This window comes from Massilia phyllostachyos (genome assembly GCF_021044825.1).
GTDB lineage: Bacteria > Pseudomonadota > Gammaproteobacteria > Burkholderiales > Burkholderiaceae_D > Telluria > Telluria phyllostachyos.
The window spans coordinates 727,005-749,430 of record NZ_JAJNOC010000002.1 but is presented as its reverse complement, the minus strand read 5'-3'; the positions used below and the strand labels follow the sequence as shown (position 1 = coordinate 749,430).

The window sequence follows — 22,426 nt, the reverse complement described above, 5'->3', positions numbered from 1 at the left end:
TCAGGGCTGGCCGGGCATGACGCAAGCCCTTGATGTGGCTATAATTTCGGCCTTCGCATCAAGGAAACCGTCATGTCCCTCTTATCCCACGAGCTTGAACTGCTGTCGCCCGCCAAGACCGCCGAGATCGGCCGCGAGGCCATCCTCCACGGCGCCGACGCGGTCTACATCGGTGGCCCCGCCTTCGGCGCGCGCCACAACGCCAGCAATCCGCTCGACGACATCGCGGCCCTGGTGCAATTTGCCCACGGCTACCGCGCGCGCATCTTCGTCACCATGAACACGATCATGCACGACAGCGAGCTGGAGCTGGCGCGCAAGCAGATCTGGCAGCTGTACGAGGCCGGCGTCGACGCCCTCATCATCCAGGACATGGGCTTGCTGGAAATGGACCTGCCGCCGATCCAGCTGCACGCCTCGACCCAGTGCGACATCCGCGGCGTCGACAAGGCGAAATTCCTGGGCGACGTCGGGTTCTCCCAGCTGGTGCTGGCGCGTGAATTGACCGTCGAACAGATTCGCAAGATCAAGGCCGAAGTCGATACGCCGCTCGAATACTTCGTGCACGGCGCCCTGTGCGTGGCCTTCTCGGGCCAGTGCTATATCTCGCACGCCGACACCGGCCGCAGCGCCAACCGCGGCGACTGCTCGCAGGCTTGCCGCCTTCCCTATACCCTGAGCGACGGCCAGGGCCGCGTGGTCGCCTACGAAAAGCATTTGCTCTCCATGAAGGACAACGACCAGAGCCGTAACCTGGAAGCCCTGGTCGACGCCGGCATCCGCTCGTTCAAGATCGAGGGCCGCTACAAGGACATGGGCTATGTGAAGAACATCACGGCCCACTACCGCCTGCTGCTCGACGAGCTGCTCGAGCGCCGCCCGGAATTCGCGCGCGCATCGAGCGGCACGACCCGCGTGCTGTTCACCCCGGACGTCGACAAGAACTTCCACCGCGGCCACACCGATTACTTCGCGCAAGGGCGCCAGGACGATATCGGCGCCTTCGATTCGCCCAAGTACGTGGGCGTGGAACTGGGCACGGTTACCCGCGTCGGGCCGGACTTCATCGAGCTGTCGACCAATGCCGCGATGGCCAACGGCGACGGCCTGAACTACATGAACAAGCGCGAGACGGTCGGGCTGCAGGCCAATACCGCCGAAAAGCTGGGCGAGGATGGCGACGCCCAGCGCTGGCGCGTGTTCCCGAACGAGATGGTGAAAAGCCTGGCGGGCTTGAAGGTCGGCACCGTCATCCACCGCAACCGCGACCACCACTGGGAAGCGGCGCTCAACAAGAAGTCGTCCGAACGCAAGGTGCGCATCGACCTGCGCCTGGAAGAACAGCCGGGCGGCCTGCGCCTGGTGATCCGCGACGAGGACGGCATCGCGTCCGCCACGTCCGCCGAGATCGCACTGCAGCCGGCCCAGCAGGCCGAGCAGGCCGCCGCCGCGCTGCGCACCAACCTGTCCAAGCTCGGCAACACCATGTTCGAGGCCGGCGCGGTGGAACTGGCGCTGTCGCAGCCCTGGTTCGTGGCGGCCAGTGCGATCAACGCGCTGCGCCGCGATGCCGTCGCCGCCCACGAAGCGGCGCGCCTGGCCGCCTGGGACCGTCCGCAGCGCAAGGCTGCCGCGGAACCGCCGGCGGTCTACCCGGACCAGCAGCTGAGCTACCTGGCCAACGTCTACAACGAAAAGGCGCGCGCCTTCTATCACAAGCACGGCGTGCAACTGATCGACGCGGCCTACGAATCGCACGAAGAGCCGGGCGAAGTATCGCTGATGATCACCAAGCACTGCCTGCGCTTCTCCTTTAACCTGTGCCCGAAGCAAGCCAAGGGCGTGCAAGGCGTGCAGGGCCAGGTGCGGGCGGAACCGATGACCCTGGTCAGCGGCGACGAGCGCTACACCCTGCGCTTCGACTGCAAGCCCTGCGAGATGCACGTGGTCGGCGCGATGAAGACCAACATCCTGAAACAGCCGCCGCCGTCGGCCGTGCCCTACAGCCCGCTGACCTTCCACCGCCAGCGTCCGCGCGCCTGACGGCGCTCGCATCGCTTAGCCACAGGAAAAAATAAACGCCGCCCGGTTACCCGTGGCGGCGTTTGTTCTTGAAGCGAAGGTCGATCAGTCGACCGTCGCACCACTCTGCTTGACCACCTTCGACCAGCGCGCGTGCTCGGCCGCGACGAACTTGCCGAAGTTCTCCGGCGTATCGCCCACGTAGTCCGAACCGGTATCGGCCAGCACCTTCTGGAACTCGGCGCCCTTCATGACTTTCTGGGCCTCGGCATTGATCTTGTCGACCACCGCCTTCGGGGTCTTGGCCGGAGCGAAGAAGCCGTACCAGGCGTAGGACTCGATCTGCGGCAGGCCGGCTTCGGCGAAGGTCGGAACATCCGGCAGCAGCGGCGAACGCTTGGCGCTCGAGATGGCGATCGGCTTGACTTTACCGCTCTTAATATGTGGCATGATCGCGATGGTGCTGTCGAACATCACCGGAATGTGGCCGCCCAGCAGGTCGGAGATCGCCGGCGCAGAGCCTTTGTAGGGCACGTGGGTCATCTCGAGCTTGGTGACGCTGGCGAACAGTTCGCTGGTCAGGTGCTGCGGGGTACCGTTGCCCGAGGAGCCGTAGGAGAACTGGCCCTTCTTCGACTGGATGTAGGCCATCAGTTCCTTCAGGTTCTTGGCCGGCACCGAGGGGTGGGCGACCAGCACCAGCGGCACGCGCAGCAGGTTCGTCACCGGCGCGAGGTCCTTGAGCGGATCGAAGTTCATGTTCTTGTACAGGCTCGGATTGATCACGATCGGTGCGCTCGACGTGATCAGGAGCGTGTTGCCGTCCGGCTTGGATCGGGTCACGGCCGAGGTGCCGATATTGCCGCCGCCGCCGGCGCGGTTGTCGATGACGAAAGGCTGGCCGAGCGCCTGCGTCAGGCCCTTGGCAAGCGGACGCGCCGCGATATCCGAGGGGCCGCCCGGCGGCCAAGGCACCACCACGGTCACCGTGGAGCTGGGCCAGTTCTGCGCCATCGCGCAGAACGACACCGCCGACGCCGCAATGGCGAAACCGAGTTGCTTAACCGAGCCGAAGAATAAACGCATAGTCCCCATCCTTGTATTGATGAATTGGCATGAGCGGACAGTGTAGCGTATTCGAGGCTGGGCAACACGTCTTAAATGATGGGTCATCAAACAGCCGTTTTGCCAAAAATGACGATCGTCCTTCGCGCTGTCGCGTTGCTGTCGTGCTCTACGCAACAAATTCGTCAGATTTGGGTCGAAAATAATAGATTTACAAAAAGAAATACATTATTCTGTAGGAACTCTCCTACTGGGACTCATTTCATGGACCGCAGCTACCCCTATACCCGGCGCCAGGATCGGCGAACGCAGCTCCACAAGCGCCTGGGCGCCGTCGCTGCGCTGGGCCTGGCGGGCGGCGCGTTGGTGTACGCACTGTCGACGCCGGGGCCGGCAGAGCGGTCGATCATTGCCGACACCGCGCCCGCATCGGCTGCCGCCACCGCGCCGACGCCCGCCGCCCAGGAGGAAGCGCTGAAGCCCGGCCAGCGCCGCGTCTATCCGCATTCGATCGTGCCCGGCGGCGTGACGGGCGTGCGCGACCTGGGCCGCGTGATCCGCGAGGACAAGGTCGTGGCCGCGCACTATGCCGAGTTCGACCTGGCCAAGGCCCATGAGAAAACCGTGACCACGCCGCGCGCCGTGCACGTGTCCTACCGCAAGGGCGACAAGGTCTACTGGACCGCGAAGAAACTCATGCTGGCCGAGGGCGAGACCTTGATTTCCGACGGCAGCCACGAGGCGCGCGCGCGCTGCGCCAACCAGATTTCCGATACGCCGCGCCTGCCGGTCGAAGCGCATGGTCCGTCGGCCGAGGAGCTCGATTCCGCCGTCGTCGAGGGTGATCCCGCAGCGGGCGCTCTCGAGAACGTCGGCTATGGTCTGCCCGACCAGGGCCCCGCGGGCGGCTTCCTGAATGCGCCGGGCAATGGCGCCACCGGCATCCTGGCGGGCGGCGCGGAGAGCGCATCGCACTCCCTGTTCGCGGCCAACGTCCCGGGCGCGCCCTACGGCGCCTATCTCGGATCGCGCGGCGGCAGCGGACGCGGCGGTTCGGGCCAGTCCGGCAGCGGCGGCACGGATGGCGGCAGCGGCGCCAATCCCGGCGACACGTCCGGCGCCCCCTCGGGCAACAACACCGGGGCAAGTGGCGGCGCCGGCAGCGGCACGCCCGCGGCATCGACCCCGGTCACCGCTGCGCCAGGCGCCGGAGCGCCGGCTACCGGGACACCAGCCACCGGGACGCCGGCCGCCGGGACGCCGGCCGCCGGGACGCCGGCCGCCGGGAATACAAATCCGGCGCCGGCCCCGCAGACCGGCGCCACCCAGCCGTCCACGCCCGCGGCGCCGGCGACCCCGGGCGGCGGCAGCGGCCCCACGTCGCCGGGCGGCACGCCATCGACGCCATCCCAGCCCGCGCTCCCCTCGCCCGCCACGCCGCAAGCGCCTGGCGGCGGCCAGGTCGGCGGCGGCGCCAGCGACATCGGGGTCGATCCGATCCCGGGTGGCACGCCTGTGAATCCGGGCATCCCCGCCGGCGGCCCGGACAGTTCGCCGGCGCCCCAGCCGACGCTCAATGCGCCGCAGGACCCGACTCCGGCGACGGGGGATCCGGACAAGCCGGCGGAAGTGCCGGAGCCGGGCTCCCTCTGGCTGGTCGGCGCGGCGCTCGGCCTGATGGTGGTGCAGCGCCGCCGCCGCCGCCCGGCTTGATCACCCCGGAATGGTGAGCCCGGCCGCCACCGCCGGACGCGCACGGAAAGCCTCGAGCGCCGCCTGCACGCGCGGGAAATCCTGGAAACCGACCACGTCGGCCGCATCGTAGAAGCCGACCAGGTTGTTCACCCAGGGGAAGGTGGCGATGTCGGCGATGGTGTACTCGTCGCCCGCGATCCACGCATGCTTGCCCAGCTGCGTTTCCAGCACGCCCAGCAGGCGCTTCGATTCGCCGGCGTAGCGGTCGCGCGGGCGCTTGTCCTCGTACTCCCGGCCGGCGAACTTGTGGAAGAAGCCGAGCTGGCCGAACATCGGCCCGATGCCGCCCATCTGGAACATCACCCACTGGATCGCGTGGTAGCGCCCGGCCGCGTCAAGCGGCAGGAACCTGCCCGTCTTCTCGGCGAGATAGATCAGGATGGCGCCGGACTCGAACAGCGCCAGCGGCTTTCCGTCCGGGCCGTTCGGATCGATGATGGACGGGATCTTGTTGTTCGGATTGAGCGACAGGTAGGCCGGCGACAGCTGGTCGTTGGTGGCGAAGTCGACCTTGTGCACCTCGTAGGGCAAGCCGGTCTCCTCCAGCATGATCGATGCCTTGACGCCATTCGGCGTCGGCAGCGAATACAGCTGGAGGCGGTCGGGATGCTGCGCCGGCCACTTGGCCGTGATGGGAAAAACGGAAGCGTCGAACATGGCGGTCCTCGTCTGATTGCGGGACTGCCAACTCTAGCGCAATTCCTCGCTTCCCGCCGAAGACCGCCCGCCCCTCAGCCGAACAGCTTGGCCGCGGTTTTCGCGATCAGTTCACCCTGGTGGCGCGCGCCGCCCAGCTCGATCTCGCTCGGCTGGCGCTGGCCCTGGCCGCCGGCGATGGTCGAGGCGCCGTAGGGGCTGCCGCCGACGATTTCGTCGAGCGACATCTGGCCCGCATAGCTGTACGGCAGGCCGACCACCGTCATCCCGAAGTGCAGCAGGTTGGTGATGATCGAGAACAGCGTGGTCTCCTGGCCGCCGTGCTGGGTCGCGGTCGAGGTGAAGGCGCCGCCGACCTTGCCGTTCAGGGCGCCGCGCGCCCACAGCCCGCCGGTCTGGTCGAGGAAGGCCGCCATCTGCGACGGCATGCGACCATAGCGGGTCGGCGCGCCGATGATGATCGCGTCGTAATCGGGCAGCTCGTCCACGGTGGCGACCGGCGCGTCCTGCTGCAGCTTGAAGTGGCCCTTCTTCGCCACTTCCTCGGGCACCGTTTCCGGCACCCGCTTGACCTCCACCGTGGCGCCGGCCGCACGCGCGCCTTCGGCAACCGCGTTCGCCATCTGTTCGATATGACCATAGGTCGAGTAATACAGCACCAGGACTTTTGCCATGCTCTTGCTCCCTTGGGTGATTGGAAAAAAGCCTATTGTGCCGCCGATGGGGTTTTGGCGGCACCCGCAAGAAGATAGGCAATTCATGCAGGGCGCGTGGTGCGCCGGCGCCCGCAGGCCATAAAATCGAGCAACATCACGAGCCGACCAGGTGGCTACCCCCCCGATATGGAAAAACGTGAACAACCTTGCGCAGCGCCCGCGGCGCCTGCAAACATCAGCGCGACCCTCGACGGTTATCGGTGGGCGCGCGACACCGTGGGCGAATCCGGCGGCGCCGTCTACCGCCTGCATGGCAAGGCCGGCGCTCCCGACCTCTACCTGAAATGCGGCGAAGGGCCGATCGCCGACGAGATCGCCAACGAGATGGTCCGGCTGCGCTGGCTGGCCGGCCGGCTGCCGGCGCCCAGTGTCGAAGGATTCGTGCAGGACAGGAACGCGGCGTGGCTGTTGATGTCCGCGATGTGGGGCCAGGCCGCCTGGCAGCTGATGGACGCGCAGCCCGCGCTGCGGCCCACCGTGGTGGATGCGCTGGCCGCCTTCCTGCGCCGCCTGCATGCGATTCCGGTCGACAGCTGCCCCTTCACCAGCGACCACGCCCACCGCCTGCGCGCGGCGCGGGTTCGCATCGATGCCGGGCTGGTGGACGAGGACGATTTCGACGAGGAACGGGAAGGCTGGAGCGCCGAGCAGGTCTGGGATGCGATGCAGGTCCTGCTGCCCCTGGATCCGGACGCGGTCGTGACCCACGGCGACTACTCGCTCGACAACCTGTTCGTGCTGGACGCCGCGGTGTGCGGCGTGATCGACGCCGGCCGGGTGGGCATCGCCGACCGCTACCAGGACCTGGCCATCATGTGGAATTGTCTGGGCGAATTCGGCGCCGACTGCCAGCAGCGCTTCCTCGCCAGCTACGGGATCGACGCGGTAGACCAGCGCAAGCTGGCCTTCCACCTCATGCTCGACGAGCTGTTCTGATCAGGTCAGAGCCACCAGATGAAGGCGATCAGCGCGACCACCAGCAGCACGCGGGTGATGTTGTAGGCCGTCTTGTTCCACGCCTTGAAGCGGCGGCGGTACTGGCCCATGTAGTAGGAAACGCGGAAGAGTTTACTCACCAGGCCGACCTGGTCGCCGGTTTCGTTGGGCGAGGCGGCGGCGGTCATCACGGTGCGGCCGAACCAGCGGTTGAACGCCCCCATCCAGCGGTAGCGCATCGGGCGCTCGACGTCGCAGAACAGGATGATGCGGTCGCTCTCGCTGCCGTTGATGGCCCAGTGGATATAGGTTTCGTCGAAGATGACGCCCTGGCCATCGCGCCAGCTGTGGCGCTCGCCGTCGACCTCGATGAAGCAGCGGTCGTCGTTCGGCGTGGCCAGGCCCAGGTGGTAGCGCATCGAGCCGGCGAAGGGGTCGCGGTGCGGGTTCAGCTTGCCGCCCGGCGGCAGCTCGGCGAACATCGCCGCTTTGACCGAAGGGATCGATTGCAGCAGCGCATAAGTCTGCGGGCATAGGCGCTCGGCCGACGGGTGGCTGGCGTCGTACCATTTCAGGTAGAAGCGCTTCCAGCCATTCTTGAAGAAGGAATTGAAGCCGGCGTCGTCGTTCTGCTCGGCGGCCTTGATCTTCTTCAGCGCCAGCAGGTTCTCGGCTTCGGCGCGGATGACGGGCCAGTTCTCCTGCAGGCGGCTCAGTTCCGGGAATGCGCTGACGGGAATGTAGGGCGTGCTCGGCACCCGCGAGAACTTGTGCATGAAGATGTTGATGGGCGCCATAAACGACGAATGGTCGAACAACTGGCGGCGCAGCGGCAGGCGCACCCGTCCGCGGAAGTGAATGTGCAGGATCGACAGAACATAGAAACCGACCACGACCCACTTCATTGCATCCTCCATCTCGGCCCGATCGGCCAGCTTGACAAGGACGCAGAATACCATAACGGCCGCTCGGCCGTTGGAGGCGGGGCCGCAATTCTACGGCCCCAGGTTGCGCCGGCTAGAGCGCCGGTTCAGCATGTCAGCCTTCCCGGCCGACAGGGAAACTCAATGCTGGCTCGAGGTGATCGCGTAACCCTTTTCACCGATCTGGCCGGAGACGTTTTCCAGGTCGAATTCGCTCACCTGGTTGGCGTCGTCGTCGACCTCGTAGGCACGGGTCTCGATTTCCCAATCGGTATTGGTGGCTTCCTCAGGGATGTTGCGTGATTCCGGTACTGCCAGATAGGACAGCTTGCCGTCGGTATCTGCTCTACGGTAAATATCCAAGCGCATAGTCGTTTCCTCAAAGTCAAAGCCTGCTTTCACGATGAAAGCGGGCAGCTCCACAGTAGAAGATCGAAGCGCTGTCGTCTGTTAACTGACCCACACTCGGCAGGCATGTCACCGGCCAGGCGAGTTCCCCAGTATGCGTGCCGGCAACATCACGATGGCGCGCAGCAGTTCGAACACCGCCTCGACGCCGATGCCGAGCAGCCGGAATGGCAGCAGGATCAGCCACACCAGCGGATACAGCAGCAGCGCCAGCAGGGCGATGGGCCAGCACAGGAACAGCAGCAGCAACCATAGCAGGAAACCTAACATTGTCCTCGCTCCTTTGAGTTTGACGGGTCAGGAGGGACTGTAGGGTTTTGCTGCGGTATTGACAATCCGTATGCGACGAACGGTACGAATCGGGGGATAAGTGGGAAAAACCGGGACGCCGGGGTCAGGCCTGACCCCGGCCTATCTTTACGATCAAGCGAATGCGGGAACTTGCTCGGTCACCTTCTGGTTGATCACCTGCGCCTGGATCGAGGCCTGCAGCGACGGGATCGACCCGCCGGCGCGGTACTGGAAGGCCACGTGCAGCATGTCGCCCGCGGCCACCTGCATCGGGTTGGCCAGCGGCAGGGTCATGTAGTGGTTGAGCCAGTCGATCGTGGTCGATTGCTCCTGCACGATGGCCAGCACGTTCTTGGTGATGAAGCGCATGGCATTGAACAGCCCGCCCTTCTCGACCATGATCGCGCCTTCCCAGGCGAACACACTGTCCACCGGCTGGCTGAAGTCGATCACGCTGTACACGGCCGGCTGGCCCAGCTCGACGGTGCCCGGCCAGATCACGCCGGTTTCCTGGAACTGCACGATCGGGGCGTGGAAGCCTTCGAAATCGTATTCCTGCGAGATCGGCTGGGCCGCCATGATCACGGCTTCCGGCAGGAACACCGGCAGCGGGCCGCCGAACTTGGCGAGGTAACGGCGCTTGAACGACTCGATGACCTCGACCTGCTTCTCGCGCAGCATGGCGACGTGGATCATTTCGCAGATCACGACGTCGACCGGTTCCGGCGGCAGGTAGTCGAAAGCGTCGGCGTGGATCACCTCGACCTTGTGGCCGTTCGGATTCATCGCCAGGAACTTGCGCGCCTCGCGCACCATGTCCGGGTTGTATTCGACGCAGTACACCTTGGCGGCCTGCTGGGCCGCGAAGAAGGACAGCACGCCGGTGCCGCCGCCCAGCTCCAGCACTTTCGCGCCCGGCTTGACGGCATAATGAATGGCGGACTTGAAGCTGTGCATCCGGTTCTGGTCCATCAGCATATTGTGATGGTAATGGACTGGGATGAATTGCCCCAGGTAGCAGCTTTCGATTTCGCGTTCGTTCAGCATGGTCTTCCTTCTCGCACGATGTGCACGCGATGTGCACATTTCCAGGTCATGGGAGCATTATGGAGAAGGAAACATCGCGCCCATGCGCGGAGCTGGAGGGTGTTTACCGCTTAGTTCCGCGAGGAAATGTTAAAAGCTCAGCGCCTGGCGCCGCTGAGCGTCGTGACGATGTCGCTGCGCCCTGCCCGCTCGGCGATCTGGACGGCGGTGAGGCCCTCGCTGTCCTTCAGGCGCGGATCCGCGCCCTGCTCCAGCAGCAGCCGCGCCATCCCCTGCTGGCCTTCGCGCGCCGCCATCATCAGGGGCGTGTAGGCGCCGCTTTCCTTCGGCGAGACCGCATCCAGCCGGGCCTCTTTGGCGATCAGGAGCCGCGCGATGTCCTCGTCGCCGCTGGCGGCGGCATAGTGCAGCGGCGTCCAGCCGGCCTGGTTCACCCTGGCGCCACGCGCCAGCAGCGCCTCGGCGGCCGGCTTGTTGCGCTTGTAGGCCGCCATCATCAGCGCCGTGTTGCCGTTCATGGCCTTGGCTTCCAGGTCGGTGCCGGGGTGTTGCAGGAGGGCCTGGAACACCCCCATCGACCCTTCGCGCACCGCCAGCACCAGGGCCGGCTCGCCGCCGAGCGGGTTGATCTCGTTGGGGTTGACGGTCTTGCCGACCAACTGCTGCACCGTTTTCGTGTCGTTCAGCTGCACGGCGCGGAAGAACGCAGTCAATTGCTCGGGCGTGGCGGCCAGGGCGGCAAAGGATTGCAGGGACGCGAACAGGACGAGGGGAAGGACGAGCCGGCGCATGGAATCAAGCCTTTGCGGTATCGAACAGGGTGAAGAAGTTCTCGCTGGTCCGGCGCGCCACTTCGGGCAGCGGCACGCCCTTCAGGTTGGCGATGAATTCGCCCACGTGGGCCACATAGCCCGGCTCGTTCATCTTGCCGCGGAAGGGTACCGGGGCCAGGTAGGGCGAATCGGTCTCGATCAGCATGCGCTCGAGCGGCACCGCCTTCGCGACTTCCTGCAGGTCCCTGGCGCTCTTGAAGGTGACGATGCCGGAAAACGAGATATAGAAGCCCTGCTCCATGGCAGCCTGCGCCACCTCGAGCGACTCGGTGAAGCAGTGCATCACGCCCGCCACCCCGCCTGCATCCGTGCCCGCGCCCTCTTCCTTCATGATGCGGATGGTGTCGGCGCTGGCCGCGCGGGTGTGGATGATCAGCGGTTTGCGGGTCTCGCGCGAGGCGCGGATGTGGGTGCGGAAGCGTTCGCGCTGCCATTCCAGGTCGCCTTCGAGGCGATAATAGTCGAGCCCGGTCTCGCCGATGGCGACGATCTTCGGGTGCTTGGCCAGCTCGACCAGCTGGGCCACGCCCGGTTCCGGCGTGTCCTCGTAGTCGGGGTGCACGCCGACCGAGGCGTAGATGTGCGGGTGCTGCTCGGCCAGGGCCAGCACTTGCGGGAAGTCCGGCAGGTCGACCGACACGCACAGCGCATGGGTCACCCTGTTCTCGGCCATCTTGGCGAGGATGTCGGGCATCCGGGCTGCCAGCTCCGGAAAATTGATATGGCAGTGGGAATCGATGAACATCCCGCCATTTTAATGCAGCCGCTCCTCCGGCGTCGCCCAGCGCCCCGGCGGCTTGCTCTACAATATTGCAAGCGCACACGATGGGATGGATATGGCGATACCGCAGTTCAGCTACGGCTCCGACGATTCAGGACTGGTCTGGGGCTATCTTCTGCAGGAAGGCGCGCCCGCCGTGCCGATCGGCGCGCAGGCGGCGCTCGACTGGATGGCGGCGCCGCAGCCGGGCCAGTTCGTCTGGCTGCACTTCAACCTGTCGAACGCCGCCAGCGAGCGCTGGCTGCGCGTCCACGGCGGCCTGTCCGAGGAATTCTACGATGCGCTGCACCAGGGTTCGCGCTCGACCCGCATCGAGATCGCCGACGACGCCCTGATCGCGGTGGTCAACGACGTCCTGCACAACTTCCAGATCGACAGCGCCGACATCTCGACCCTGTGGGTGCACGTGACCCCGCGCGGCGTGTTCAGCGCGCGCCGCAAGCCGCTGGCCTCGATCGAACGCCTGCGCCAGGCGGTCGGCCAGGGCGACACCCTGCGGAGCCCGGTCGACCTGCTGGTGCACCTGCTGCGCGACCAGGCCGAGGTGCTGGTGCACATCGTGCGCGAGGCGGTGGCGCGGGTCGACACCAGCGAAGACCAGCTCTTGTCGGGCCGCCTGACGCGCCGGCGCGAAGACCTGGGCACCCTGCGCCGGGTGCTGGTGCGCCTGCGCCGCCTGCTGGCGCCGGAGCCGGCCGCCGTGTTCCGCCTGCTGCAGCGCCCGCCCGCCTGGATCGCGCTGGAAGACCGCCAGGACCTGCGCCAGGCCACCGAGGAATTCGACGTGGTGCTGAGCGACCTGACCGCGCTGCAGGAACGCATCAAGCTGCTGCAGGAAGAAATCGCGGCGCGCGTCAACGAGGACAACAACCGCAGCCTGTTCCTGCTCACCATCGTCACCGTGATGGCGCTGCCGATCAATATCGTGGCCGGCCTGATGGGGATGAACGTGGGCGGCGTGCCGCTCGGGCAGCATCCGCACGGCTTCTGGATCGTGCTGGGACTGATCGGCGTGTTCAGCGTGGCGGTGGCATGGGTGCTGTTGCGGCTGCAGCGCCAGCGCTGAGGTGGGCTATCAGCCTTTCGGGATAGGCATGTTGCGTTCCGACAACTGACCAACCATTAATTTAGGTAAAGACTTAAAAGTTGCTATACGTCTATCGACGGTAAGGTGTGACAAGAATACATTGTTGCCTGTAGGGAGTCTCCTACATGGACCGAAAGTGCACCGTGCTGGCGCATATCGGCCTGGCTTGCACTATTTTCTTCCATCACGAACCGACGAATCTGACTTATGAGCTACCTCTTCCGCCACATGCGCATCGGGACACGTCTCGGCCTGATGTTTTCGCTCGTCCTGGTGCTGGCCCTGGTCGCGACCGCCGCTGCCCTGCTGACCGCCCGTTCCAATGCCCAGGCCACCGAACAGATGATGGCGCAGCCGCTGGCCAAGGAGCGCCTGGTCTCGGACTGGTACGTCAACACCCATTCCGCCATCGTGCGCACCGGCCTGATCGCGCGCAGCACCGACGGCACGCTGTCCACCGTGTTCGCCAAGGACATCGCCGACAGCGTCACCGCCAGCACCGAGCTGATCAAGAAGATCGAACCGCTGCTCGATTCCGAGGAAGAAAAGGCCAAGCTGCAGAACGTGCAGGCCCTGCGCGCCAAGTACCAGGCGGCCAAGGTCGAGGTGATGGACGCGAAGAAGGCCGGCGACGCCGAAACCGCCGAGCGCCGCTTCAACGAGGGTTTCGCGCCGGCCGCCAAGGCCTACTCCACCTCGATCAAGGAACTGCTGGCGCTGCAGCGCAAGGAAATCGACACCCGCACCGCCGCCATCGGCGCCGCCTACGCCTCGCGCGCCAAGCTGGTGCTGGGGCTGAACGTGCTGATGGTGCTGCTGGTGGCCGCCGCCGCCGTGGCGATCACGCGCAGCATCGCGCGTCCGCTGACCGACGCGGTCGCCGCCGCCCAGGCCATTGCCGAGGGTAACCTGTCGGGCTGTTTCGAAGCCGACCGCCGCGACGAGATCGGCGACCTGATGGGGGCGATGAAATCGATGAACGACGGCCTGGCCAAGGTCGTGTCCGAGGTGCAGCAGGGCGCCCACGCGATCGCCGGTGCTTCCGGCCAGATCGCCACCGGCAACCTGGACCTGTCGGCCCGCACCGAGCAGCAGGCCGGCGCCCTCGAGGAAACCACCTCGTCGATGGAAGAACTGACCCAGGCGGTGCGCCAGAACGCCGACAGCGCCCAGCAGGCCAACCAGATGGCGCAGGAGGCTTCCCAGGTCGCGATCCGCGGCGGCCAGATCGTCGGCGAAGTGGTCGACACCATGGGCGCGATCGACGCCGCCTCGCGCAAGATCGTCGACATCATCAGCGTGATCGACGGCATCGCCTTCCAGACCAATATCCTGGCGCTCAATGCCGCGGTTGAAGCCGCCCGCGCCGGCGAACAGGGCCGTGGCTTCGCCGTGGTCGCCAGCGAAGTGCGCAACCTGGCGCAGCGCTCGGCCACCGCGGCCAAGGAAATCAAGGGCCTGATCGGCGACTCGGTGGCGCAGGTGAACACCGGCACCACCCTGGTCCAGCAGGCCGGCGACACGATCGGCGACGTGGTGTCCAGCGTGGCGCGCATGACCAGGATCATGGCCGAAATCACCGCCGCCAGCCGCGAGCAGAGCAACGGCATCAGCCACGTAAACGCGGCGATCCTGCAGATGGACCAGTCGACCCAGCAGAATGCGGCGCTGGTCGAGGAAGCCGCCGCGGCGACCGCCTCGATGCAGGACCAGGCGCACCGCCTGGCGGAAGCGGTCAGCGTCTTCAAGCTGGCCGTGGACACCGACCGCCTCAACGCCCCGCGCCTCTCCTCCCAGCCGCGCCGCCCGGCGCTGACGCAAGCCTGAACCCCAACACCGGTGTCAGATCTGACACCGGTGTTGCTTGCAAGGTCGGCTCAGGCGACGCGTTTGCCGAGGATGATCAGGTCGCGCTCGATGCCGTCCAGGTTGGCGACGCGCGGGAAGTGGGCCCACTTTTCGAAGCCGTACTTGCCGAACAGCGCCAGGCTCGGCGCGTTGTGGCCGAAGATGAAGCCCAGCAGGGTGTGCACGTTCACCTCTGGCGCGTGCGCCATCGCCAGTTCCAGGCAATAGCGGCCGAGACCTTTACCACGCCACTGCTCGGCGATGTAGATCGACACCTCGGCCGTGCCCGAGTACGCCGGGCGGCCGTAGAAATTCGAGTAGGACAGCCAGCCGACCACTTCCGGCTGCGCGCGGGTGTCGTCGGCATCGTGGATCACCCACAACGGCCGGCGTTCCGGCGTATGGTCGGCGAACCATTGTTCCCGCGACTGGACCGTGATCGGCGCAGTATCCGCGGTGACTTCGCGCGAGGCGATGGTGGAGTTGTAGATGTCGACGATGACCGGCAGGTCGTCGCGCGTGGCCAGGCGGTGGGTGTAGGACGGCATAGATTAAGCGCAGCTGATCCGGAATCAGCAAAGATTAGAAATATTGAACTAGAGCGTGTGGGTGGCGCGCGCCGAGCGCAGCGCCGCCCCGAGGATTTCCTCGATCCTGGCCTTGGCGCGCTGCCCTGCCTCGTCGGCCGGGAAATGCACGCCGATGCCCTGTGCCTTGCTGTTGTTGGCCCCGGCCGGGGTGATCCAGGCGACCTTGCCGGCGATCGGGTATTTGTTGGGGTCGTCCATCAGCGACAGGATCAGGTAGATCTCGTCGCCGATTTTATAGGGCTTGGTGGTCGGCACGAACATGCCGCCATGCTTCAGGAAAGGCATGTAGGCGGCGTACAGGGCCGCCTTTTCCTTGATCGCGAGCGACAACACGGACGGCCGCGGCTGCTGTGGTGCGGTCGAGTCGTTCGTGGTGGCGTTCATCGGGATCCTTTCATGCGCAGCACGAAGTGTACTCAAGCAACATATCTTCTACAAACAATTTCGCTGAAAGGGGATGGTCGGCCACCGCGCGGCGCTCGCCGGCCGCCTTGATGGCGCGATTCAGGCTGGCGGTCGGCACCCGGCCGGCAAGCGCGGCAAGTTCCTTCTGGTAGCGCGGGTAATAGCGCAGGCGCCCGGACAGCTTCATCGAGAACACATCGTACAGCCAGCGCTGCTGCCACGCCACCAGTGCCGGCAAGGCCGACTTCGACAGCTTCTCCGCGGTGCGCAGGGCGCTGTCCACCGCGGGATGGGCCAGGAACTGGAGCAGGACGTCCATCTCCTCGCGGCTGCCGGCTTCCGATTCCTGCAGTGCGGCCAGCGGCGCGCCGCCCTGCTCGCGCAGCCAGCTGTCGGCGTCCTGCACACCCTGTTCCTTGAGCCAGGCCAGCGCCTCTTCGTGCCCCGGCATCGGCAGCGCGAACTTGCGGCAGCGCGACAGGATCGTCGGCAGCAGGCGGTCCAGGCTGTTGGACGCCAGCAGGAACACGGTGCCCGGCGGCGGCTCTTCCAGCGTCTTCAGCAGCGCGTTCGAAGCCGGCATATTGAGCGCCTCGGCCGGATACAGCACCACCACGCGCAGGCCCTGCCGGTGGGTGGAGATGTTCATGAAGTCGGCCAGTGAGCGGATCTGCTCGATCTTGATCTCTTTCGACGGCGCCTTGGTCGACTTGGCCTTGCCGCCGGATTCGGCGCCCTCCTCGCCCTCGGCGGGCGGCTCATCCTCGAAAGCTTCGGGCCGCACGCGGCGGTAATCCGGGTGGTTGTTCTGCAGGAACCAGCCGCAGGAGGCGCAGGCGCCGCAGGCATGGCCGTCGGGGCGCACGTTCTCGCACAAGAGGGCCTGGGCAAAGGTTTCCAGGAAATCGGCCTTGCCGACGCCTTGCGGGCCATGGAACAGGATCGCGTGCGGCATGCGCTCGCGCATCTGCTGCAGGCGGGCCCATGCGTCCTGCTGCCAGGGGTACATCGTCACAACAATTTCTCCAACACTTTCGACAGCTGGGCCTGGATCGCCGGAATCGTCTGGGTGGAATCGATCACGACGAAGCGCCCAGGGAACTGTGCGGCCCGGCGCAGGTATTCGCCGCGGCATTTCTCGAAAAACGCGGCCTGCTCGCGCTCGAACTTGTCGAGCGTGCGGGTCGCGTCCAACCGTTCGCGCGCCACTTCGAGCGGCACGTCGAACAGCAGGGTCAGGTCCGGCTGCAAGTGCGGATGGACCCAGGCTTCCAGCGCTTCCATTTTGGCGCGCTCGAGCCCGCGGCCGCCGCTCTGGTAGGCGAAGCTGGCATCGGTGAAGCGGTCCGACAGCACCCAGTCGCCGCGCGCCAGGCCGGGTTCGATCACCTGGGCGATGTGCTCGCGCCGGCTGGCGAACATCAGCAGCGCCTCGGTTTCCAGGTGCATCTTCTCGTGCAGCAGCAGTTCGCGCAGCTTCTCGCCCAGCGGCGTGCCGCCCGGTTCGCGCGACGACACCACGGTCTTGCCGCGCGCCGCCAGGAATTCGGCGACAAAACCGATGTGCGTCGACTTGCCCGCCCCATCGATGCCTTCGAACGTTATGAATTTGCCTTTCAACTTGATTCCTGCACCTTGCGTCATTGATTGATCCGCCGCTGGTACTGGTTGACCGCCCGGTTGTGGTCGTTCAGGTTGTCCGAGAACTGGCTGGTGCCATCGCCGCGCGCCACGAAATACAGCGCTTGCGTCCTGGCCGGCGCCAGCGCCGCCGACAGCGACTGGATGCCCGGCAGCGAGATCGGGGTCGGCGGCAGGCCGGCGCGGGTATAGGTATTGTAGGGGGTATCGGTCATCAGGTCCTTCTTGCGGATGTCGCCCACAAAACTCGTGCCCATGCCATAGATCACGGCCGGGTCGGTCTGCAGCATCATGCCGGTGCGCAGGCGATTCACGAACACGCCGGCGATCATGGTGCGCTCGCTCTTCTGCCCGGTTTCCTTTTCGATGATCGAGGCCATGGTCAGCGCCTCGTAGGGATTCTTGTAGGGCAGGCTCGGGTCGCGCGTCTCCCACGCCGCCTTCAGGTGGTTCAGCATGGCCTGGTGCGCCTGCTTGTAGATGGCGAGTTCCGACGAGCCCTTGGCGAACAGGTAGGTGTCCGGGAAGAACAGGCCTTCCGGCTTGGTGTACTCGGTCGAGACCTTCTTCATCAGCTCCTCGTCCGACAGCCCCACGGTGTCGTGGCGCAGGCGCTGGTGCGCCTGGATCGCGGCGCGCATCTGGCGGAAGGTCCAGCCTTCGACGATGGTGATCGATTCCTGCGCAAATTCGCCGCGCACCAGCTGGGTCAGCAGGCGCCGCGGCGAGGTGTCGGGTTTCAGCTCGTAGCTGCCGGCCTTGATGCGGCCGGCCTGGCCGGTGACGCGCGCCAGGATGTTGAACAGCTGCGGGTTGACCGGGACGCCGGCCTTGGCCATCTGCTGGGCGGCGGCGCCGACCCCGCTGCCCGGAGTGATGGTGAACTCGATCACCGGAGGCGCCGTGGTGAGCGGGCTCTTGGCCCACCAGGAAAAGCCGGCGACCGCGGCCACCGACACGACGACGCCGGTGACCAGGATTTTTTTAATGAATGCCATGTGTTCTTTTTTTGGTTTCTGCCGAGGTTTTTGCCGTCCCCGGCGCGATTGTGCCGACATCTTTATAATGAGCCCGTAATGATAAAGCCTAATTGCTAATACTAACTGGATTTATGCTCAACTGGACAGATACCCTTTCCTCCCTCGGCGCCCGCATCGGTATTGACGCGGCCGGCGAGGTCGAGGATTTCGGCCGCGCCCTGGGCGCCGCCGAACTGGCCGAAGGCTTCGTGGCCCCGGTGACCGACCTCGGCATCATCGCCGTGCAAGGCGAGGACGCCGCCGGATTCCTGCACAAGCAACTGACCAACGACGTCGAGCAAATGGGCCAGAACGAGGCCCGGCTGGCCGGCTACTGCACGCCGAAGGGACGCCTGCAGGCGACCTTCCTCTACTGGCGCGACGCGGACACCGTCTACCTGCAGCTGCCGCGCGCGATCCAGCCGCCACTGCAGAAGCGCCTGTCGATGTTCGTGCTGCGCGCGAAAGCCAGGCTGCGCGACGCCACCGAAGAGGCGCCGCTCGCCGCCGTCCTCGGCCTCGGCGGCGCCAAGGCGGAAACCGCGCTGCGCCGCCATGTGCCGCAACTGCCCGAGGCGCCCCATGGAAAAGTCACGGGCGAGTTCGGCACCGTGATCCGCCTGCAGGATGCCTTCAAGGCGCCGCGCTACCTGTGGCTGGCGACGATCGACGCCGCCGGCGCCGCCCTGCCCGGCCTGGCCGGCGAACTCGCGCTGGGCGGCAACCAGGCCTGGCGCCTGGCCGCCATCCATGCCGGCGTGCCGCAGATCAGCGCCGCCACCCAGGAACAGTTCGTGCCGCAGATGGTGAACCTCGAACTGCTGGGCGGGGTGAACTTCAAGAAGGGCTGCTACCCGGGCCAGGAGATCGTCGCGCGCAGCCAGTATCTCGGCAAGCTGAAACGCCGCACGGCGCTGGCCACGGTCGACAATCCCGCCGCGCGCGCCGGCGACGAAGTCTATGCGATGGAAGATCCCGGCCAGCCCTGCGGCATGGTGGTCAACGCCGCGCCGAACGGCCTGGGCGGGTCCGACCTGCTGGTCGAGATGAAGCTCGGCGCGCTCGGCGAGGACGTGCGGCATGGCGCCGCCGGCGGCCCGGCGCTGCGCTTCGAACAGATGCCCTACCACCTCGACGCGCTGGACATCTAGCGATGATCGACCTGTACGTGTATTACAAGGTGCGTGAGGAAGACGCCGCCCTGCTCGCGCCGCGCGTGTGCGCGATGCAGGAGCGCCTGGCCTGCATGGGCGCGACCTGCCAGCTCAAGCGCCGGCCCGAGAGCCGCGACGGCCTGCAGACCTGGATGGAAGTCTATCCGGTCGCGCTCGCGTCCTTTGCGGCCACGGTCGAACAGGCCGCGATCGAGGCCAAGCTCGCCGAATACATCCAGGGCCCGCGCCGGGCCGAAGTCTTCATGGACCTGCCGCCATGTGCCTGATCGTCTTTGCCTGGCAGGTGCTGCCCGGCGTGCCCATCATCGCCGCGGCCAACCGCGACGAGTTCTACGACCGCCCCGCGACCCCGGCCGCGCCCTGGCCGGAGCATCCGCACGTGATCGCGGGCCGCGATTTGCAGGGCGGCGGCAGCTGGATGGGGGTGACGACAGTCGGCCCGAACGGCCCGAAGTTCGCCGCCCTCACGAATATCCGCGGCCCGGCCGAACGGCGCGAGAACGCCCCGACCCGTGGCGACCTGGTGGCCGGCTTCCTGACCGGGGACCTGTCGGCGCCCGACTATATCGAGACCATCGTCGCGCGCGGCGACGTCTACAACGGCTACAATCTGGTGCTGGGCGACCGCGGGGCGCTGTATTGGTATTCGAACCGCGGCGGCGACGACCCGCGCAACGGCCAGCCGCTGGAACCGGGCCGGATCTACGGCATCTCCAACGGCCTGCTGGACGCGCCCTGGCCGAAGGTGCTGCGCACCAAGGCGCAGTTCGCGAGCCTGCTGTGCCAGGGCGCGCCGGAAGACGCCTATTTCGAGATGCTGGCCGACACCACCCGCGCCCCCGACGTGCGACTGCCCGAGACCGGCATGCCGATCGAGGTCGAACGCATGCTCTCGCCGGTGTGCATCGAGTCGCCCGGCTACGGCACCCGCACCTCGACCGTCGCCATGCTGTACAGCCAGGGCGAGCCGGCGCTGCACGAGCGGATCGTGCAGCCGGTGTAAGCCTTAGCGCTTGCGCCCGACGCCGGCCTTGAGCATCGCCGTCACCTGCGGCGTCGCCGCATACGGGTCGGCCGGCGGCGCGCCCTTCACGATGGCGTCGAAGCGCTCGGCCGCCGACGCCAGCGCCTGCGGGTGCGAGTAGATGTAGAAGCGCTCCTCGCGGATCGCATCGAAGGTGATGCGCGCGACGTCGGCGGCCGTCACCCGGCCCGACTCGACCGCTTTCTCCGTCATCATCTGCGCCGCCATCTGGCTGGCCGTCACGCGCTCTTCGCTGGCCAGTTCTTCCGGCCGGTTGCGGTGCGACTGCGCGATCCCCGTCGGCACGAAGTAGGGGCACAGCACCGAAGCCTTGATCGGCGCGTCGACCAAAGCCAGGTCGTGGTGCAGGGTTTCGCTGAGCGCCACCACCGCGTGCTTGGACACGTTGTAGACGCCCATCGCCGGCGGCGTCAGCAGCCCCGCCATCGAGGCCGTGTTGACGATGTGGCCCTCATAGTCGCCGTCGCGCGCCGCGCACTCGAGCATGGCGCGGGTGAACACGCGCACGCCGTGGATCACGCCCCACAGGTTCACGCCCAGCACCCATTCCCAATCCTGTTCCGAGTTCTCCCAGACCAGGCCGCCGGAACCGACGCCGGCATTGTTGAACACCAGGTGCACCGCGCCGAAGCGGGCGATGGCCGAATCGGCCAGTTCCTGCACGTGCGACGCCTTGCTGACGTCGCACACCATGGACAGCACCTCGGCGCCGCCGTCCAGCAGCGCTTCGGTGGCGTGTTCCAGGGCCTTGGCCTGCACGTCGGCCAGCACCAGCTTCATGCCGAGACCCGCCGCCGTATTGGCGAACTCGCGTCCCAGGCCACTCGCGCCGCCGGTGATGACGGCGACCTTACCGCGGAAATCCTTCATTGCTCCATCTCCCCTTGTTGGCCGCTAGACCGCCGACACGCCGCCGTCGACCGCCAGCGTCTGGCCCGTGATGTGCTTGCCGGCGTCGGAAGCGAACAGCACCACCGCGCCTTTCAGGTCCTCGTCGTCGCCCAGCCGGTTCAGCGGCGCGTCCTTGGCCAGGTTCTCGGCGCCGAAGGCGGCGAACACGCCCTTGGTCATCTTCGACGGGAAAAAGCCCGGCGCGATCGAGTTCACCGTGATGCCGTAGCGGCCCCATTCGCCCGCCAGCGCCCGCGTGAAGTTGACCACCGCGCCCTTCGAGGTGTTGTAGGCGATGGTCTGCATCGTGCCCGGCGGGTTGCCGGCCAGGCCGGCGATCGACGAGATGCTGATGATACGCCCGTAGCGGCGCGGGATCATGGACAGTTTGCCGACCGCTTGCGTGACCAGGAAGATGCTGCGCACGTTCAGGTCCATGACCTTGTCCCAGGCCTCGACCGGATGGTCCTCGGCCGGCGCGCCCCAGGTGGCGCCGGCGTTGTTGACGAGGATGTCGACGTGGCCGAGGTGGGCGATGGCCTGCTCCACGAACGCGTGGGCTTGCGCCTCGTCGGACAGGTCGGCGGCGATGGCGTGGGCGTCGATGCCTTGCTGCTTCAGCTGCGCGATGGCAAGGTCGAGTTCGTCCTGCTTGCGCGAGCTGATCACCAGGCGCGCGCCTTGCTCGCCGAGGGCCTGGGCCATCTGCAGGCCGAGGCCGCGGGAGCTGCCGGTGACGATGGCGGTTTTGCCTTGGAGGGAGAAGAGTTGTTGGGTGGTGCGCATTGGTGGTGTCTCCGAACGTTATTGTTGATTTGGTGCTGCGACTTCAGGCGAGAAATGGAGTTCCGGCCTGCGCCGGAACGACGTGCAAGGGGACGCAGCCAGAACGGCGTCCGTGAATCGCAATCCTGGAGACCGTCGCCCCGGCGCAGGCCGGGGCCCAATTTTGCCAGCTTGGCGCTTTCGCCCGATCACACCTCATAATCCATGCACTGCCGCCCCTCCCGAATCGCCCCAATGAACGGCACCACCGCCTTGTGCACCGGATGCTCGATATACGCCTGCAGCGCCGCCCTGTCCGTGAACTCCGAATACAGCACCACATCGTAGGTCGCCTCCAGCCCTTCCTGCGCCAGCACCACTTCGAACGTCAGCTGCCCCGGCACGATGTCCGCGCACGCGTCCAGCCGCCGCTTCATTTCACGCGCATTGGTGGCGCGGTCCGCACCCTCGGCTTCATCCTTCAACTTCCACATCACGATATGCTTGAGCATCTTTACTCCAGAAT

The 22,426-nt window shown here is 66.3% G+C and carries 25 protein-coding genes; 8 read left to right on the top strand and 17 right to left on the bottom strand.

Features of this window, described 5'->3' with window-relative positions; translation table 11 throughout:
- The first annotated feature begins 72 nt into the window (after positions 1-72).
- Positions 73-2,043 carry a peptidase U32 family protein gene (locus LQ564_RS10320; protein WP_231058005.1) on the top strand — a complete coding sequence of 657 codons (1,971 nt, stop codon included), beginning with the start codon at positions 73-75 and terminating at the stop codon, positions 2,041-2,043.
- 84 nt (positions 2,044-2,127) lie between these two features.
- On the opposite strand, the gene LQ564_RS10315 is transcribed toward LQ564_RS10320, so the two are convergent.
- Complete coding sequence (locus LQ564_RS10315; RefSeq protein WP_231058004.1) at positions 2,128-3,108, bottom strand: Bug family tripartite tricarboxylate transporter substrate binding protein; 981 nt, start codon at positions 3,106-3,108, stop codon at positions 2,128-2,130.
- Positions 3,109-3,351: 243 nt separating this feature from the next.
- Here LQ564_RS10315 and LQ564_RS10310 point away from each other — a divergent pair, with 243 nt between their 5' ends.
- On the top strand, positions 3,352-4,800 hold the full coding sequence (locus LQ564_RS10310) for a PEP-CTERM sorting domain-containing protein (RefSeq protein WP_231058003.1): 1,449 nt from the start codon (positions 3,352-3,354) through the stop codon (positions 4,798-4,800).
- On the opposite strand, the gene LQ564_RS10305 is transcribed toward LQ564_RS10310, so the two are convergent.
- On the bottom strand, positions 4,801-5,499 hold the full coding sequence (locus LQ564_RS10305; RefSeq protein ID WP_231058002.1) for a glutathione S-transferase N-terminal domain-containing protein: 699 nt from the start codon (positions 5,497-5,499) through the stop codon (positions 4,801-4,803).
- Positions 5,500-5,573: 74 nt separating this feature from the next.
- Positions 5,574-6,173: an NAD(P)H:quinone oxidoreductase gene (gene wrbA / locus LQ564_RS10300; protein WP_231058001.1), complete on the bottom strand. Its 600-nt coding sequence runs from the start codon at positions 6,171-6,173 to the stop codon at positions 5,574-5,576.
- Between the two features lie 168 nt (positions 6,174-6,341).
- Between wrbA and LQ564_RS10295 the strand changes: the two genes are divergently transcribed.
- Positions 6,342-7,151, top strand: a complete 810-nt coding sequence (locus tag LQ564_RS10295) for an APH(3')-I family aminoglycoside O-phosphotransferase (protein ID WP_231058000.1) — start codon at positions 6,342-6,344, stop codon at positions 7,149-7,151.
- 5 nt (positions 7,152-7,156) lie between these two features.
- Here the strand turns inward: LQ564_RS10295 and lpxO are convergent, their stop codons facing one another.
- From lpxO to LQ564_RS10265, 6 genes are all read right to left on the bottom strand, one after another.
- Positions 7,157-8,056, bottom strand: coding sequence for a lipid A hydroxylase LpxO (lpxO, locus tag LQ564_RS10290; protein WP_231057999.1), 900 nt, complete (start codon positions 8,054-8,056; stop codon positions 7,157-7,159).
- 159 nt (positions 8,057-8,215) lie between these two features.
- Positions 8,216-8,443: a DUF6139 family protein gene (locus tag LQ564_RS10285; protein WP_231057998.1), complete on the bottom strand. Its 228-nt coding sequence runs from the start codon at positions 8,441-8,443 to the stop codon at positions 8,216-8,218.
- Between the two features lie 108 nt (positions 8,444-8,551).
- Positions 8,552-8,752, bottom strand: coding sequence for a hypothetical protein (locus tag LQ564_RS10280; protein ID WP_231057997.1), 201 nt, complete (start codon positions 8,750-8,752; stop codon positions 8,552-8,554).
- A 153-nt stretch (positions 8,753-8,905) separates the two neighbouring features.
- Positions 8,906-9,820 carry a class I SAM-dependent methyltransferase gene (locus LQ564_RS10275; RefSeq protein ID WP_231057996.1) on the bottom strand — a complete coding sequence of 305 codons (915 nt, stop codon included), beginning with the start codon at positions 9,818-9,820 and terminating at the stop codon, positions 8,906-8,908.
- 137 nt (positions 9,821-9,957) lie between these two features.
- Complete coding sequence (locus tag LQ564_RS10270) at positions 9,958-10,611, bottom strand: ankyrin repeat domain-containing protein (protein ID WP_231057995.1); 654 nt, start codon at positions 10,609-10,611, stop codon at positions 9,958-9,960.
- Between the two features lie 4 nt (positions 10,612-10,615).
- Positions 10,616-11,398 (bottom strand): TatD family hydrolase, encoded by a 783-nt coding sequence (locus tag LQ564_RS10265; RefSeq protein WP_231057994.1) that lies wholly within the window; start codon positions 11,396-11,398, stop codon positions 10,616-10,618.
- An 85-nt stretch (positions 11,399-11,483) separates the two neighbouring features.
- Between LQ564_RS10265 and LQ564_RS10260 the strand changes: the two genes are divergently transcribed.
- Positions 11,484-12,500, top strand: coding sequence for a transporter (locus LQ564_RS10260; RefSeq protein ID WP_371873458.1), 1,017 nt, complete (start codon positions 11,484-11,486; stop codon positions 12,498-12,500).
- Between the two features lie 228 nt (positions 12,501-12,728).
- Positions 12,729-14,348: a methyl-accepting chemotaxis protein gene (locus tag LQ564_RS10255; protein WP_231057992.1), complete on the top strand. Its 1,620-nt coding sequence runs from the start codon at positions 12,729-12,731 to the stop codon at positions 14,346-14,348.
- A 50-nt stretch (positions 14,349-14,398) separates the two neighbouring features.
- On the opposite strand, the gene LQ564_RS10250 is transcribed toward LQ564_RS10255, so the two are convergent.
- Genes LQ564_RS10250 through mltG form a run of 5 tightly spaced genes read right to left on the bottom strand, consistent with a single transcriptional unit; the run spans position 14,399 to position 18,003 of the window.
- Positions 14,399-14,917 (bottom strand): GNAT family N-acetyltransferase, encoded by a 519-nt coding sequence (locus LQ564_RS10250; protein ID WP_231057991.1) that lies wholly within the window; start codon positions 14,915-14,917, stop codon positions 14,399-14,401.
- Positions 14,918-14,965: 48 nt separating this feature from the next.
- The gene (locus tag LQ564_RS10245) at positions 14,966-15,343 is read right to left on the bottom strand and encodes a PilZ domain-containing protein (protein WP_231057990.1); all 378 of its coding nucleotides are present in this window, start codon (positions 15,341-15,343) and stop codon (positions 14,966-14,968) included.
- A 10-nt stretch (positions 15,344-15,353) separates the two neighbouring features.
- A complete protein-coding gene (locus tag LQ564_RS10240) occupies positions 15,354-16,373 on the bottom strand; it encodes a DNA polymerase III subunit delta' (RefSeq protein ID WP_269143513.1) in 1,020 nt (339 codons plus the stop codon).
- A gap of 2 nt (positions 16,374-16,375) precedes the next feature.
- The gene (gene tmk / locus LQ564_RS10235; RefSeq protein ID WP_231057989.1) at positions 16,376-17,008 is read right to left on the bottom strand and encodes a dTMP kinase; all 633 of its coding nucleotides are present in this window, start codon (positions 17,006-17,008) and stop codon (positions 16,376-16,378) included.
- Complete coding sequence (gene mltG / locus LQ564_RS10230) at positions 17,005-18,003, bottom strand: endolytic transglycosylase MltG (RefSeq protein WP_231057988.1); 999 nt, start codon at positions 18,001-18,003, stop codon at positions 17,005-17,007. Before mltG ends, tmk begins: the two co-directional genes overlap by 4 nt.
- 113 nt (positions 18,004-18,116) lie before the next feature.
- On the opposite strand from mltG, the gene ygfZ reads away from it, so the two are divergent.
- The 3 genes from ygfZ to LQ564_RS10215 are packed head-to-tail and all read left to right on the top strand — an operon-like array spanning position 18,117 to position 20,202.
- Positions 18,117-19,175, top strand: a complete 1,059-nt coding sequence (ygfZ, locus tag LQ564_RS10225; RefSeq protein WP_231057987.1) for a CAF17-like 4Fe-4S cluster assembly/insertion protein YgfZ — start codon at positions 18,117-18,119, stop codon at positions 19,173-19,175.
- Between the two features lie 2 nt (positions 19,176-19,177).
- Positions 19,178-19,465: a DUF4936 family protein gene (locus LQ564_RS10220; RefSeq protein WP_231057986.1), complete on the top strand. Its 288-nt coding sequence runs from the start codon at positions 19,178-19,180 to the stop codon at positions 19,463-19,465.
- Entirely contained in the window at positions 19,456-20,202 is a 747-nt protein-coding gene (locus tag LQ564_RS10215; protein WP_231057985.1) for an NRDE family protein, read from the top strand. The genes LQ564_RS10220 and LQ564_RS10215 overlap by 10 nt, the downstream gene beginning before the upstream one ends.
- Before the next feature lie 3 nt (positions 20,203-20,205).
- On the opposite strand, the gene LQ564_RS10210 is transcribed toward LQ564_RS10215, so the two are convergent.
- From LQ564_RS10210 to LQ564_RS10200, 3 genes are all read right to left on the bottom strand, one after another.
- A complete protein-coding gene (locus tag LQ564_RS10210) occupies positions 20,206-21,114 on the bottom strand; it encodes an SDR family oxidoreductase (RefSeq protein WP_231057984.1) in 909 nt (302 codons plus the stop codon).
- A gap of 24 nt (positions 21,115-21,138) precedes the next feature.
- A complete protein-coding gene (locus tag LQ564_RS10205) occupies positions 21,139-21,921 on the bottom strand; it encodes an SDR family oxidoreductase (RefSeq protein ID WP_231057983.1) in 783 nt (260 codons plus the stop codon).
- Positions 21,922-22,109: 188 nt separating this feature from the next.
- On the bottom strand, positions 22,110-22,412 hold the full coding sequence (locus LQ564_RS10200) for a Dabb family protein (protein WP_231057982.1): 303 nt from the start codon (positions 22,410-22,412) through the stop codon (positions 22,110-22,112).
- Positions 22,413-22,426: the final 14 nt, after the last annotated feature.